The sequence below is a fragment of the Kitasatospora sp. NPDC091335 genome (genome assembly GCF_044757205.1).
In the GTDB taxonomy this organism is placed as follows: domain Bacteria; phylum Actinomycetota; class Actinomycetes; order Streptomycetales; family Streptomycetaceae; genus Kitasatospora.
In genome coordinates this window covers 626423-640556 of the sequence record NZ_JBIVUM010000003.1, presented here as the reverse complement: position 1 = coordinate 640556, position 14134 = coordinate 626423, and the positions used below count along the sequence as shown (strand labels likewise).

At 73.7% G+C, this 14134-nt stretch carries 9 protein-coding genes; all 9 read right to left on the bottom strand.

What is annotated here, in order from left to right:
* Positions 1 to 58: 58 nt before the first annotated feature.
* The 9 genes from ACIQOW_RS11310 to ACIQOW_RS11270 all read right to left on the bottom strand — a co-directional run bounded on the left by ACIQOW_RS11310 (position 59) and on the right by ACIQOW_RS11270 (position 13659).
* Positions 59 to 1435 (bottom strand): hypothetical protein, encoded by a 1377-nt coding sequence (locus ACIQOW_RS11310; RefSeq protein WP_401082758.1) that lies wholly within the window; start codon positions 1433 to 1435, stop codon positions 59 to 61.
* 44 nt (positions 1436 to 1479) lie between these two features.
* Positions 1480 to 3333: a non-ribosomal peptide synthetase gene (locus ACIQOW_RS11305; protein ID WP_401082756.1), complete on the bottom strand. Its 1854-nt coding sequence runs from the start codon at positions 3331 to 3333 to the stop codon at positions 1480 to 1482.
* A 34-nt stretch (positions 3334 to 3367) separates the two neighbouring features.
* The gene (locus tag ACIQOW_RS11300; RefSeq protein WP_401082753.1) at positions 3368 to 4717 is read right to left on the bottom strand and encodes a condensation domain-containing protein; all 1350 of its coding nucleotides are present in this window, start codon (positions 4715 to 4717) and stop codon (positions 3368 to 3370) included.
* A gap of 76 nt (positions 4718 to 4793) precedes the next feature.
* Positions 4794 to 6539, bottom strand: a complete 1746-nt coding sequence (locus ACIQOW_RS11295) for an acyl-CoA dehydrogenase family protein (RefSeq protein ID WP_401082750.1) — start codon at positions 6537 to 6539, stop codon at positions 4794 to 4796.
* An 8-nt stretch (positions 6540 to 6547) separates the two neighbouring features.
* A complete protein-coding gene (locus ACIQOW_RS11290) occupies positions 6548 to 7342 on the bottom strand; it encodes a thioesterase II family protein (RefSeq protein WP_401082747.1) in 795 nt (264 codons plus the stop codon).
* Positions 7335 to 8624 (bottom strand): MFS transporter, encoded by a 1290-nt coding sequence (locus ACIQOW_RS11285; RefSeq protein WP_401082744.1) that lies wholly within the window; start codon positions 8622 to 8624, stop codon positions 7335 to 7337. Before ACIQOW_RS11285 ends, ACIQOW_RS11290 begins: the two co-directional genes overlap by 8 nt.
* Entirely contained in the window at positions 8621 to 8827 is a 207-nt protein-coding gene (locus ACIQOW_RS11280) for an MbtH family protein (protein WP_401082742.1), read from the bottom strand. The genes ACIQOW_RS11285 and ACIQOW_RS11280 overlap by 4 nt, the downstream gene beginning before the upstream one ends.
* Positions 8828 to 8860: 33 nt before the next feature.
* Entirely contained in the window at positions 8861 to 11824 is a 2964-nt protein-coding gene (locus ACIQOW_RS11275; RefSeq protein WP_401082739.1) for a type I polyketide synthase, read from the bottom strand.
* Positions 11821 to 13659 (bottom strand): amino acid adenylation domain-containing protein, encoded by a 1839-nt coding sequence (locus ACIQOW_RS11270; RefSeq protein WP_401082736.1) that lies wholly within the window; start codon positions 13657 to 13659, stop codon positions 11821 to 11823. Before ACIQOW_RS11270 ends, ACIQOW_RS11275 begins: the two co-directional genes overlap by 4 nt.
* Between the last annotated feature and the right edge of the window lie 475 nt (positions 13660 to 14134).

Genomic DNA, 14134 nt, shown 5'->3' with positions numbered 1-14134 from the left:
GCACGGCTCCGAGCCGGAGCCGTGCGGTGGGCCTCGGCGACCTCGCCACCGGAGCCGGCTACTCGCCGGTGCGCTCGCGGGGTGGCAGCTCGTACAGTCCGGTGCCGCCGTGTGCTCCGGTGGCGACGTTGACCACGCCGACGTTGGCTTCCAGGCGGGTGCCGCGGGCCATGATGCCGGCGAAGCCGCGCGCCATGGTGAACACGCCCCAGACCGTCAGCCATGGCTGCAACGTGCCGTCTTCGTCCGGGAACAGTTCGGTGACCGGGCGGATCCGGCGTTGCAGGATGGAGGGCGTGCCGAGCAGGGCGGCGTCGAGGTGCGCGGCCCAGCTCTCCTCGGTCACGTCCTCGCCGAGGACGACACCGCTGCCGCCGTGCAGGACCGTCGGCTTGAGGACGAGGTCGTGCCGGTCGGCCCGGGCGTAGTCGAGCAGGTCCACCGTCCGTCCGCTCTCCAGCGTCACCGTGCCGGGCCGGACGGTTCGGGTCCACGGCAGGATGCGGTCGAACGCCGCCAGCTCCGCGGCGCTGAACAGGTGCCGGTTGTTCTCGTCCGAGAGCATCGCGAGTGTGGCCTTGCTGGCGTAGAGCTCCGCGTCCAGCGGGACGAACAGCTTCACCTGGCCGGCCGCGGCGGCGCGGACGACCCGGTCCATCAGCGCCGGGGCTTCGGGGGATTCGAGCAGGTCCTCGGCGAGGAAGATCCGGTGGATGACGTCCACGGCCCGGTCGCCGAGCCAGACCCGGCCGTCGCGGTAGTCGAGCTGGCCGATGTGGCAGGGGTGCGCGTCGGCGCCCAGGGCCTGGAGATGGGCGCAGAACTCCTTCAGGAAGGCGCCCCAGCCGCTCAGGTAGCTGCTCGGCCAGTCGGCGACCGCGATGACCGGCCGGGCCTCCGGGGCGAACCCGGTGGCGGCGTACATGGTGTGCAGCAGTTCCCTGGCGGTGTCGGCGAAACCGAGGCCGTGCCGGGCGGCGAAGTCGGCGAGGAGCGGGTGCTCCAGCAGGGCCTGGGCCATCACGCCGTTGTCCATGCCGCCGAGCGAACTGGTCACGTTGACTTCCACGACCTTGAATCCGCTGTCGTCGACGCACAGGTCCGTACGGGCCATGCGGGTCGTGGCGGCGCCCTGGCTGCGCAGGATCACCTCGATCTGGGTCTCGGTCATGCCGACGGCACGGGCGAACGCGCCGAGGTCGCCGTCGAAGAGCCGGTCGGGCAGGCTGAACAGCGCGGTGCGGAGCGTTTCCAGGTCTTCCGTCAGCTGCTCGCGCTCTTCGTGGCCGAGGAAGAGCGGGCGGGGCAGGAAGCGGTTCCGGTAGTAGGTGGTGAGCAGGGTGTCGTGCTGCGCACGACCGAGCAGTTCGGCCGCGGTGGGCGCGCTTTCGCTCAGTTCGGCCAGATACCGCTCGGTCAGGGTGGGGCGGTCCATGGAAGTCCTCTCAGGGGGCGCGTGGGCGGTCGTGGCGGGAGTGTTCAGCCGCGCGCCGACGCCGTGAGGCGGGTGGCGACCAGGGCGGCCAGGGCTGCCAGGTCGGGCTGGCGCATGACCTCCGCGGCCTTGACCCGGATCGGGTAGGTGCTTTCGATCAGCGCGAGCAGGCGGGCGACGGCCAGTGAAGTCCCGCCGGATTCGGTGAAGTTGTCGGCGATCGTGAGGTCGGGCTGGTCGAGCAGCCGGCGGCAGGCCGCGAGCAGGAACGCTTCGGGGTCCTCGGCCTGCGGGGTCTGCGGGGTCTGCGGGGTCGGCGCCGCCCCGGGTGCGGTGGACGCCGCGGGGGCGGCCTGCCGGGTGAGCAGTGCGCGGTCGACCTTGCCGTTGGCGTTCAGCGGGAAGGCGTCGACGAAGCGGACCACGGCGGGCACCGCCTGCTTCGGCACCCGGGCGCGGGCGGCGGCCAGCACGGCGTCCTCGTCGGCCCGCGCCCCTTCGGCGAGCAGGAGGAAGGCGGCCAGCCGCAGACCGCCGCCGGTGCCCTGGTAGGGGACCACGACGGCGTGCCGGACCGAGTCGTGGGTCTCCAGGGCGGCCTCGACCTCGGCCGGTTCGATCCGCGCGCCGCTGATCTTCACCTGGTCGTCCGTCCGGCCGAGGAATTCCAGCGTTCCGTCGGCGCGCATCACCGCCTTGTCGCCGGTCCGGTAGACGCGGTCCACGTACGGTTGGCCCGCGGGGGCCGGCACGAAGCGTTCGGCGGTCCGCTGCGGGTCCACGTAGCCGAGCGCCAGGCCCGCACCGCCGATCCGGACCTCTCCGGCCCGTCCTCGGGGCAGGACCCGGCCGTCCTCGTCGGTGATGAAGACGGTGTAGCCGGTCAGCGGCTGTCCGATCGGCACGACGGCGGTCGGGTCGTCGCTCCGGGGACGCACGCGGTGGGTGGTGGTGAGCACGCAGGCCTCGGCGGGACCGTACACGTTGTGCACGACCGCCGCGCACTGCTCGGGCGGCCGCACCCGCATCCGGTCGCCGCCCACCAGGATGTGGCGCAGGGCCAGGCCGGCGGGCCACGGCTGGGTGAAGGCGAGTTCGGCGAGCGGGGTCGGCAGCAGGCAGTGGGTGAGGCCCGACTCCCGCCACCACTGGAACAGTTCGGCCATCGAGCCGCGGGCGTCCTCGGGCGCGACGTACAGGGTGGCGCCCGACGACAACGCCTCCCACAGCTCCTTGAGGTGCGCGTCGAAGGTGGTGCCGACGAAGAGGCCCACCCGGGACTCGGGGCCGATCTCGAGCCGGTCGCAGGTCCAGCGGACCAGGTTGGCGATCGCGTCCTGCGGCAGCAGTGCGATCTTGGGCCTGCCGGTGCTGCCCGAGGTGGTGACGGCGCAGAAGGCATCGCTGGGCGCACCGTCGGCCCGTCCGCCGTGCCGAGTGACGGTGAGCCCGTCCACCGCGTCGTCCGGCGCGACGGTCCAGCCGGGTGGCGGCGGCGTCGTGCCGTCGGTGAGCAGGCAGTTGATGCCGGCGTCCTCGGTGATCGACTCCACCCGCTCGGCCCCCGGCCGCGCGCCGAGGGAGAGGTAGACCGCGCCGATCCTGGCCAGCGCGACCGCCGCGGCCACCAGCGGTGCGGAGCGTTCCAGGCAGACTCCCACCAGCCGGCCGCGGGTGACCCGGCCGTCGAGGGCCCGCACGATCCGGGCGGCGGCCTGGTCGAGCTCGCGGTAGCTCCAGGTGGTGGTGCCGTCCACGACGGCCGGGGCGTCGGGCTGCTTGGCCAGCCAGCTGTCGAACCACTCGAGTGGTCCCGCCCCCGGTGCGGGGGCGGGCGCGGGCTCACCTCCCCAGGCGATGCCGGGCAGCTGATGGGCGGTCGGTTCGTGGGAGGTCATCCGGTCTCCTCGGTTCATGGTGTGGGCGGTGGGGTCAGGCGTTGGCTGCTGCGGTGAGTGCCGCGAGGCCGGTCGCGGTGTCGGCGAGGTAGGCCTCCAGCAGCGCGGTGAACTGTCGCTGCAGTCCGGCGATCCGGGCGCGGTCGTACACGTCGGTGGCGAAGTCCCAGATCAGCAGCATGCCGCCGGGGCCCGAGCGGGCGTTGACGGTCCGGCGGGAGTCGGGGACCAGCACCACGTCGAGGGCGAAGCGGGAGGTGCCGGTGTTGAACGCCTCGTGGACGGACACGTCGAGGTCCAGCCCCTCGACGTGCGGGACCGGCGCGTCATGCGCGCTGAACATGACGTGGAACAGCGGGTTGTCCAGGCCGGTGCCGGAGTGTTCTCCGAGTTCCCGGGCCAGGTCCTGGACCGGGACGCCCTGGTGCGGCAGCGAGCGGATCAGGACCTCGGTGACCTCGTCGACCGCGTCCAGCGCACTGCCGTCGGGCTCCAGGCGGATGCGCAGCGGGATGGTGTTGACGAACATCCCGACGCACTCCTGGAAGCCGGGCGGGCGGTTGCCCACCGCGCTGCCGATCACCAGGTCGGACCGGCCGCTCTCGCGGCGCAGCAGCTCCGCGAAGAGGGTGAGCAGGACCGAGAACGGGGTGTGCCCGTGGCGGTGGGCGGCTGTCCGCAGGCGCTCGGCCGGCCCGGGCTCCAGCAGTTGACGCAGTTGGTCGCCGTGCGGGACGTCGCGGACCCGTCCCGGGTCCAGGCCGGGCAGCGGCAGGTCGAAGGCCGCGCCGTCGAGGGCGCCCCGCCAGTACGCCACGGCTCCGTCCCGGTGGCCCGGTCGCTCCTCGGCGGCCACCGACCGGCGGACGTGCTCGAGGTAGGAGCGGGGCTCGGGCAGGTCGGCCGGGATGCCCTGGGCCAGCGCGCGGTAGGTGGTGAACAGGTCGCGCAGGACCAGGCCGAAGGACCAGCCGTCGTGCACCAGGTGGTGCTCGGTGTGAAGCAGCCGGTGGTGCTCCTCGGCCAGCCTGATCAGGGTCCACCGCACCATGGGCGCCTCGGCGGTGTCGAAGGGCTCGTCGTGCTGCTCGCGCCACAGGTCCTCGAAGGCCGCCTCGGGGTCCTCGCCACCGGTCAGGTCCACGGTGCGGTAGCGCGGTGCGCAGGCGGCGTTCACCCGCTGCTTCGGTGGGAAGTCCTCGGGATCGAGTTCGAGGCGGAACGCCTCGTGGCGGGCGAGCACGGTCGCCAGGCTCTGCCGCAGGGCCGGCTCGTCCAGCGGGCCGCGCAGGTCGAGGGAGGCGGTGAAGTTGTAGGCGCGGCTCTCGGGGAAGAGTTCCTCGTGCAGCCAGACGATCTCCTGGGAACGGGAGAGGTTGAACATCGCTGCGGCCCTTTCCGGGTCGGTGGTCGTTCGGTGAGCGGGGCTGGTGGCCGGGGCGGCCTCGGATACCACCTGCTCAGCAGGCGGGTGGGGTGGCGGTGACGGTGTCGCGGAGCAGGAACTCCAGGCCGTCGCCGTGGAGCCACTGGGCGCAGGCGCCGGCGTGGTCGGGTCCGTCGGTGTCGGCCAGGCGCCGTCGGGCGTCCGCCATGCGGTGGCGTGCTTCGGTGCAGAACACGTCGGCGAGGTCCTGGGCCGGTCCGGTGCCCTCGCGGTGCAGCCGGGCGGCATTGGCCAGCACCGCGGACATGCTGAACAGCTCGGCGGAGAGCTGGTTGAGGAGGATCAGCACGCGTTCCTCGGCGAACAGCTCCTCGGGGTCGGGGTGCCGGTCCACCAGGTCGCGGCTGAGGCGGGCGAACCGCACGGCCTGTTCGGCGACGAAGCGCAGGTGGTCCCGGTTGCGCGGGGACAGGCAGTCGTCCGCCGCGGTGAGGTCGGTCGCGGCCTCGGCGATGGCCCGCGGCTTCGGGTAGTGGCGGGAGAGCAGGTGCCTGGCCGCCCAGTGGTCCACGAGGAAGTCCACCCCGCCGGCCACCCGCAGGGCACGCGCGTCGCGGAAGAACCGTTCCACCGGCAAGGGCTGGGCGCCGCGCCGGGCCTTGCTCGTCGCCGTCTCGAAGCCCTCGGCGGCCAGCAGGGACAGGGTGCGGTCGACGATGCGCCAGCTGGTCATCGAGTTGATGTTCTTGGCCACCGTCTGCTCCGGGTCCAGGTCGATCCCCGGGTGGCGTTCCTCGGCCAGCAGGCACCACTCCACCACGCTCTCCATGGCGAAGGTCTCGGCGAGGTTGGCGGCGATGATGCGCTGGATCTCGTCGTACCGTTCCAGCCCGAGCCCGCCGACCGAGCGCCGCCGGACGAACTCCCGGGACCAGTGCAGGCAGAGCCGCCCGATCGCCAGGGCGGGCGCCGAGATGGGGTACATCCGGCCCCGGACGCTGATGGTGTGCAGTTCGGGGGCCAGCCGCCACTCGTCCTCGGCGGTCAGGCCGTCGAGGGTGAAGACCCGGCTGTGCGGGACGAAGACCCGGTCGAAGGTGAGGGCCGCGTTGGGCAGGCCCTTGAGACCCAGGTACTCGTGCCAGGAGCTGACCGTGAAGCCGGGGTCGGCGGTGTCGACGAAGAACAGCCGGATGTACTCCCGGTCCCCGTCGTGCACGGTGGCCGAGACCCTCAGCAGGCCGGCGATCGGGCCGTTCTGGATGAACACCTTCTCGCCGCTGATCCGGTATCCGGTGCCGTCCTCGGTCGGCACCGCGGTGGTGGCCCGGGTCCGGTTGATCGCACCGGTGGGCTCGGTGTCGGCGTCGCCGGAGATCGCGCCGGAGGCGAGCAGCCGTTCGAGTTCGGACTTCAGCTCGCCGTCGGCCAGGACCGGCAGGTAGGCGCCGGCGCCCAGTCCGAGGTGGACGGACATGGCGTAGCAGGCGGTCACCGACCAACTGGCGGCGGCCTGGATCATCCGGAAGGCGTTGTGGGCGGTCAGGCCCAGACCGCCGCGTTCGAGCGGGTCCTGGAGCTTGAAGTAGCCGCGGGCGGCGCAGGCTTCGTGGAAGCCGTCGGGCAGCCTCGCGGTGCGGTCCACCTCGGTCGGGTCGACGGTCTCCTGGAGGAAGCGCATCAGCTCGGCGACGGCGGCGTCACCGCGGGCGCGGTCCTCGTCGGACGGGGCGGGGAAGGGGCTGATCAGGTCCCAGCGCACGTGCCCCAGGTGGAGCTCGGCGAGGAAGCCGGCCGGGGTGGTGGTGTCGTGAGTCATGTCTGCCTTCACAGGTCGTGGGAGAGCGAGTCGACGGGCGACCCGGCGTGCCGGCGGTCGGTGAGTGCGGCCCGGACCAGTGCGAGCAGGGCGGCGCGGTGCTCGCGGAGGTAGAAGTGGCCGCCTGGCAGCAGGTTCAGGGCGAACGGTCCGCGGCTGTGGCCCTGCCACCGGGCGAGTTCCTCGGCGGGGAGCCGGTCCTCGGTGCCGCCGAAGACGTGCAGCGGCAGGTCGAGGGGCTCGCCGGGGGTGTGGCGGTAGCTGTCGACCATGTCGAAGTCGCAGCGGTGCGAGGCCATCATGATCGCGAGCAGGTCCGGGTCCTCGGCCACCTCGTCGGGGAGCGAGCCGTACTGGCCCTGGATGGCGGTGAACAGCTCCCGGTCGCCGAGGTGGTGGATCGGCGGCAGTCCGCGGGGCCGGTGCGGGGCCGGGCAGGCGGACAGCAGCAGGCGTTCGGGGCCGGGCAGGCCGTGCGCGCGCAGGGCGCGCGCGGTCTCGTAGGCCAGCAGGGCGCCGAGGCTGTGCCCGAAGAAGGCGAACGGTGCGCGGAACGCGGCCTGTTCCACCAGATCGTGAACCAGCGGGCCGGTCCGGGTGTACCGCGGTTCGTCGAGCCGCGAGCCGCGGCCGGGCAGTTGCACGCCCCACACCTCGATGCCCGGCACGTCGTCGCCCCAGCGGACGTACTCGGCGGCCGAGCCGCCGCTGTGGGCGAAGCAGTACAGCCGGACCGCGGCGTCGGGGCGCTTGCGGCGGTTGACCAGCCAGCGTGGGGCGGTGTGCCCCGGAACGTCAGGCATGAAGGGTCTCCTGGTTCGTCGGACGGGCGGTCGGTGCGGCGTCGGGCATGGCCCGCAGCGGGTGCACGGCGGAGAACAGCAGCGGCAGTCCGGCGAGGACGCTGCCCGCGCCGGCGAGCCAGAGGACGCCGCGCAGTCCGAGCGGGCCGACCAGCGCGCCTCCGAGGAAGGTCCCGACGGGGATGACGCCCCAGACCACGAACCGCAGCGTCGCCGTCATGCGGCCGCGCATCGGGGCGGGGGTGACGGACAGCCGCAGGCTGATCTGGTTGATGTTGAAGACGGAGGCGCACAGCCCGGCCAGGGCCATCGCGACCGCCAGGACGGGCATCGCGGTGCCGGGGGTGGCCAGCGGCAGCAGCAGGAGGGTGCCGCCCAGCGCGAAGATGGACCAGGTGAGCGTCGGCCCGACGCCGAGGCGCCGCACCGCCCGGCCGTTGGCGAGCGAGCCGAGCAGCACGCCCGCGTTCGCGATCGCGAGCGTGGTGCCCAACCCGGCCGGTGAGAGCCGCAGGTCACGGACCGCGTAGAGCACCAGGATCGCCTGGACCATGCCGAACAGGCCGAAGAGGTTGGTGATCCCCGCACTCAGCGCGATCGGACGCAGCAGCCGATGCCGGAACACGTACCCGAGGCCCTCCCTGACCTCCGCCACCAGTCCTGGCCGGACCGCGTCGCGGACCGGCCGCTCCTCCACCCGGACCAGCAGGAGCAGGACCGCCGACCCGGCGTAGCTGAGCGCGTCGGCGAGCACGGCGAGTGGCGCGGTCAACAGCTGGACCAGGAATCCGCCGACGCTGGGGCCGGCCAGCTGGCCGGAGGTCTGGGACAGCTGGAGTCTGGTGTTGGCCTCGACGAGCCGCTCCTCGCCGACCAGGGTCGGCAGGAAGGACTGTGCCGCCAGGTCGAAGAAGACCGTCATGACCCCGACCGCGAAGGCGACCGGATACAGCAGCCACAGGTTCAGGACCCCGTAGAGCGCGGCCGCCGGCACGGTCAGCAGGACCGCGCAGCGGACCAGGTCCGCCACGATCATGACGGGCCGCCGGCGCATCCGGTCCACCCACGCCCCGGCCGGCAGGCCGACCAGCAGGAACGGCAGGTACTGCACGGCGGCCAGCAGTCCCACCTGGAACGGGGTGGCTTCCAGTACCGTCACGGCCGCGAGGGGCAGCGCGAGTTCGGAGATCTGGGCGCCGAGCACGCTGACCGTCTGGGCGGCCCACAGCCGTCGGAAGCCCTGGTGGCGCAGCAGTCCCGGCGGGGCGGCCGCTCGGGTCATCGGGCGGCCGCCCGTTCACGTACGCTCCTCGGCCGGAGGTCACGCCACAGGCCGTCGATCAGGGTGAGGCAGTCCGCTTTGCTGCCCCCTCCGCCCGTTCGCTCCCACCCGGCGGGCAGCGCTCGGCCGGCCGGCCAGATGGAGTACTGCTCCTCGGTGTTGCGGACCACCTGGTAGGTCCGGTCGTCGTCGTCCTCGAACATGGCTGTCCTCCGGGTCGGTGTGTCGGTGACGGTTCAGGCCGGTTGCCGGGCGGCGTCGACCACCCGGGCCAGTCGGCGCGGGGAGGGGGCGGTGAAGACCTGCTTGACGGTGATGCGGACGTCGAGGGCCGCGCGGACGGCAGAGGCGAGTTGGACGGCGATCAGGGAGTCGCCGCCCAGTTCGAAGAAGTCGTCCCGCGCCGCCACGTGCTCCAGTCCGAGCAGTTGACCGAAGATCAGGGCGAGTCGTGTCTCGGTGTCGCCGTCCTGTACGGGCTCGGCGGTGACGGTCTGCGCGGGGTCGTCTGTGACGGTCGGCGCGGGCTGGGCGGTCACGGCCGGCGCGGGGTCGTCGGCGGGGAGCGGTGAGTACGGCCGCGGGCTGAACGGGTAGGTCGGCAGCGGAGTCCGGCCCGGCCGGCGGCCTTCGTGCAGCCGCGGCCAGTCGAGTTCGACGCCGGCCGCCCACAGCTGTCCGGCGGCGGCCAGCGTGGTCCGCAGGGCGGACTGCTCGCCGGCGGGGTGCGGCAGGCTGGGCAGCGCCAGGTGGGCCTCGGTGCGGGCCGGGTGCCGGCGGGCCAGGGTGGTCAGGGTCAGGCCGGGGCCGACTTCGAGCAGGATCCGGTCGGGCTCGGCGAACAGGGTGGCGAGGGTGTCGCCGAAGCGCACCGCCCGGCGCATGTGGGCGGTCCAGAACCCGACGTCAGGGGCGCGGTCCATGCGGACCCACTCCCCGGTGGTGTCCCCGACCCAGGGGATCGAAGGCGCCTTGACGTCGAGTCCGGCGACCAGGGAGGCGAACCGGTCGAGGATCGGCTCCACCAGGGCGCTGTGTCCGGCGGTGGCGATGTGCAGCCGGCGCGCGTCGACACCGGCCTCCGTCAGCCGTGCGAACACCGCGTCGACCGTCCCCCGCGGCCCGGACAGGACGCACTGGTTCGGTCCGTTGACGGCCGCGAGCTCCAGGCCGTCGCCGAGGAGTCCGGTGGCGTCGCGCTCGGCCAGCGGCACGGCCAGCATCGCCCCGACGGGCAGGCTCTGCAGCAGCCTGCCGCGCTCGGCGACCAGCCGCAGGGCGTCGGGCGGGCGGAGCACACCGGCCACACAGGCGGCGGCGAAGGCACCGAGGCTGTGCCCGGCGACAGCCGCCGGCCGTACCCCTCGCTGCTCCCACATCCGGGCGAGCGCGTACTCCACCACGAAGACGGCCGGCTGGGCCACGCCCATGTCGCGCAGCGACTCCTCGGCCGCCGCGCCCTGCTGCTCGCCGGCGGGGTACAGGACCGTCCGCAGGTCCAGACCGAGTGTGGGTTCGAGCTGCGCACAGCACGCGTCGACCTCGGCACGGAAGACCGGGTCGTTCTCGTACAGTTCGCGGCCCATGCCGACGTGCTGTCCGCCCTGCCCGGGGAAGACGAACGCCACCGGCCGCTCGCCGCCCACCGGCGGGTGGACGGAGGCGCCGGCCCCGGTCAGTGCTTCGACCGCCTCGGTGTGGTCGGCGGCCACGGCGAACCGGCGGTGCGCGAAGGCGCGGCGGCCGGTCTGCAACGTCCAGGCAGTGTCGGCCAGTTCCCGGCCGGGGTCGGCGGCGCCGGCGGCCTGCCGCTGTAGGTGCTCGGCGAGCCTGGCGGCGGCGCGGTCCAGCTCGGGGGCGGTCCGGGCGGACAGCACCAGCAGATGGTCCGCGGGCGCGGCGGGCCGGCGAGGCCGCGCGGGCGGCTCCTCCAGGATCGCGTGCGCGTTGGTGCCTCCGATCCCGAACGAGCTGACCCCGGCCCGTCGGGGACCGTCGGGGCGCCACCGGTGCAGTTCGGTGTTCACCACGAACGGGCCGTCCGCGAAGGGGATCTCGGGGTTGGGCGAGGTGTGGTGCAGGCTCGGCGGGATCAGGCCGTGCCGGACGGCGAGCACCGCCTTGATGAAGCCCGCCACCCCGGCGGCCGCGTCGGTGTGGCCGATGTTGGTCTTCACCGACCCGATCCGGCAGAACCCGCGCCGGTCGGTGCCGCGCCGGAAGGCCTGGGTCAGCGCGGCCAGTTCGATCGGGTCGCCCAGCGGCGTCCCGGTCCCGTGCGTCTCGACGTAGCCGATGCTGTCCGGCTCGACCTCGGCCACCAGGTGGGCCGCGCGGATGACCTCCGCCTGGCCGGCCACCCCCGGAGCGGTGAAGCCCACCTTGTCCAGGCCGTCGTTGTTCACCGCGGTGCCGCGCAGGACGGCACGGACGTGGTCGCCGTCCCGGAGTGCGTCGGCGAGCCGTTTGAGGACCACGATGCCGACACCGTTGCCCGCCACGGTGCCACGGGCCCGGGCGTCGAAGGCCCGGCAGCGCCCGTCGGGCGAGATGACACCGCCCTCGGAGTACTCGGGCAGCCGCGCCGGGACGTTGACACTGGCCCCGCCGGCCAGGGCCAGGTCGCACTCGCCGGACAGCAGCGCCTGCGCGGCGAGGTGGACGGCGACCAGGGAGGTGGAGCAGGCGGTCTGCACCGTCACCGCCGGCCCGGTCAGACCGAGCCGGTGGGCGACCCGCGACGTGAGGAAGTCGATGCCGGTCGCCAGCCGCAGCTGCCACTCGCTGACCGGGCCGAGCCGGTCGCGGTGGGCCATCAGCGTGTCCAGGTAGCCGGTCTGGCTGCTGCCCGCGTACACGCCGACCGGCCCGGCACAGGACCGGGGGTCGTACCCGGCGTCCTCCAGCGCCTCCCAGGCGCAGGTCAGGAACAGCCGCTGCTGCGGGTCGAGGATCAGTGCCTCGCGCGGCGAGTAGCCGAAGAACGCCGCGTCGAACCCGTCCGCGTCCTCCAGTACTCCGAGTGCGGGGACGTACTCGGGCGTGGACGGGTCGCCGGGGAAGCGGGTGACCGATTCCGTGCCCTTGACCAGGTTGTCCCAGAACTCGCCGAGGTCGCGCGCTCCCGGATACCGCCCGGCCATCCCGACGACGGCGAGGAAGGGGCTGTCCGGATCCACCGGCTGCGCGGCCTCCGTCATCGGGCACCCCCGGCGCTCTGGCGGGCGCGGCGCCGCTGGAGCCGGGAGTTCCCGCTGCGGCGTTGATCGGCACGCTCGTCACCGAGCGCGCCGTCGGCCGGCCCGGAGCCGTCGCGCAGATGGGCGGCGAGCTTGCGGACGGTCGGATGGGCGAAGAGCGCGACGCCGGGAACCCGGCGCCCCAGCGCCCCGCTGAGCTTGCGCTGCACCTGGACGAGCAGCAGCGAGTGACCGCCGATCTCGAAGAAGCTGTCGTCCGGCCCCACGTGGCCGACCCCCAGCACCTCACGCCACACGGCCGCTATCTGCTTCTCCAGGCCGGTCAGCGCCACTGCCCGCGGTGCGCCGGACGCGGCGTCGCCGGCGGTCGGCACCGGGAGCGCCCGGTGGTCGATCTTGCCGTTCGCGGTCAGCGGCAGCTCGTCGAGCACCACGTAGGAGGACGGGACCATCGCGGCGGGCAGGCTCATGGCCAGGTGGGCGCGCAGCTGCGACGACTCGACCTCGGCGGCGACCACGTAGGCGACCAGCCGCTTGCCGTCCGCCTCGTCGTCCACCGCCCGCACGTGCGCCTGACGCACCGCGGGGTGCGTGCACAGGGCCGCGCCGACCTCCGCCGGTTCGACCCGCTGGCCGCGGATCTTCAGCTGGTCGTCGGCCCGCCCGACGAAGGCCAGGGCACCGTCGGCGCGCAGCACCACGAGGTCGCCGGTGCGGTAGAGCCGCCCGCCCGGAGCCTCGCCGAACGGGTCCGGTACGAAACGGTCGGCGGTGAGCCCCGGCAGCCCCAGGTACCCACGAGCCAGCACCGCCCCACCCAGGTAGAGCTCGCCCCGGGCGCCCGCCGCGACCGGCTCCAGGTCGGCGTCCAGCACGTACGCCCGTGCCCCGGCCAGCGGCCGCCCGATCGGCAGCGTCTCCCCCTCGGGGACCGAGTCCCCGGTGAACGCCTGGAGCGTGGCGGTGATGGTGGTCTCCGTCAAGCCGTAGGCGTTGACCACGGGCACCGGGGTGTGCCCTCGCCAGCCGGCCAGCGTACGGGTGTGCCCGGTGTCGCTGCCCACGACCAGGAGCCGCAGGGCCTCGGGTACCTCCCGCGGTTCGGCGTCGAGGTCGCGGACCCACTGGTCCCAGTACGGCGTCGGCAAGTTGGCCACCGTGACCCGCTCACGGCGCAGGTACTCCTCCAGCTCCGCGGGGGACGGCACCGCGTCGGGAGCCACCACCACCCGGGCGCCGGCCAGCAGGGTCGGGAACACCTCCTCGCCGAACACGTCGAACCCCGGACCGGCGAACTGCAGCACCCGATCGGCCGCGGTCAGTTCGAAGGCCGCGCCGACGGCGACCGCGTGGTTGGCCAGCGAGCCGTGGGTGACGGCCACCGGCTTGGGGCGCCCGGTCGAACCCGAAGTGAAGATCACATAGGCGAGGTCGCCCGGGATGACCGCCACCGCCGGGTTCCGCGCGGACCCCCCGGCCGGCTCGCCGGCCGGCAGGTCGACCACCTCGACCCCCTCACCGCCCCCGGGGCCGATCCGCAGGGTGACACCGGCGGCCTCCAACTGGTACCTGCGGCGCTCGGCCGGCAGGGCCGGGTCGAGCGGCAGGTAGGCGGCACCGGACTTCAACACGGCCAGCACCGCCGTCACCAGTCCCCGCCCGCGCGGCAGGTTCACCGCGACCACGCTCTCGGCGCCCGCACCACGCGCCACCAGCACCCCGGCCAGCCGGTCGGCGGCAGCGTCGAGCCCCGCGTACGTCAGGCACCCGTCGCGGTCGACGACGGCCACAGCGTCAGGGCTGGCCCGTACCCGCTCCTCGAACAGTTGCGGCACACAGACCGCGGTAGCGGCTCGGCTCTCGTCCTCTTGACTCAGTTCAGGCCTCACGAGGCCAACTCCTCTCCAAAACAGGGCGCGTGGCAGTCCGCCGGACAACCGACGGGCGGGGGCACTGCGGCCTCCGACGTCACGGCAGCTGTGGATGGCTGCTGTCGGGCTTGCACCGGAGCGTAGGAATCGCCGGTAGACATCCGATCAACAAGCACGCAGGACACTCCCCGGAAACCCCGGGAACTCTCGCCCAGGCACATCGGGGTGGCGCCGCCCTGGACCTGGCCCTGCGTCAGGATGTGTGGCTGCTGCGCCCTCGTCGTCCCGGGTGCCCGGCGTCCGGGCGCACCCCCCATCGCCGCCTGCCCCGCCGAACCCCGAAGCTTCGGCTGCCGAGGTAGGTGCCCAGCGCGATCGCCGCCGCACCGGAGGCGATCACCCGGTTCGGCGAGGTGGCGCCGGCGTTCACGGGGCCGTT

Coding starts and splice junctions, on each gene's coding strand:
- ACIQOW_RS11285 (WP_401082744.1), bottom strand. CDS start 8,624: ATGACCCGAGCGGCCGCCCCGCCGGGACTGCTGCGCCACCAGGGCTTC.
- ACIQOW_RS11280 (WP_401082742.1), bottom strand. CDS start 8,827: ATGTTCGAGGACGACGACGACCGGACCTACCAGGTGGTCCGCAACACC.
- ACIQOW_RS11310 (WP_401082758.1), bottom strand. CDS start 1,435: ATGGACCGCCCCACCCTGACCGAGCGGTATCTGGCCGAACTGAGCGAA.
- ACIQOW_RS11295 (WP_401082750.1), bottom strand. CDS start 6,539: ATGACTCACGACACCACCACCCCGGCCGGCTTCCTCGCCGAGCTCCAC.
- ACIQOW_RS11300 (WP_401082753.1), bottom strand. CDS start 4,717: ATGTTCAACCTCTCCCGTTCCCAGGAGATCGTCTGGCTGCACGAGGAA.
- ACIQOW_RS11275 (WP_401082739.1), bottom strand. CDS start 11,824: ATGACGGAGGCCGCGCAGCCGGTGGATCCGGACAGCCCCTTCCTCGCC.
- ACIQOW_RS11290 (WP_401082747.1), bottom strand. CDS start 7,342: ATGCCTGACGTTCCGGGGCACACCGCCCCACGCTGGCTGGTCAACCGC.
- ACIQOW_RS11305 (WP_401082756.1), bottom strand. CDS start 3,333: ATGACCTCCCACGAACCGACCGCCCATCAGCTGCCCGGCATCGCCTGG.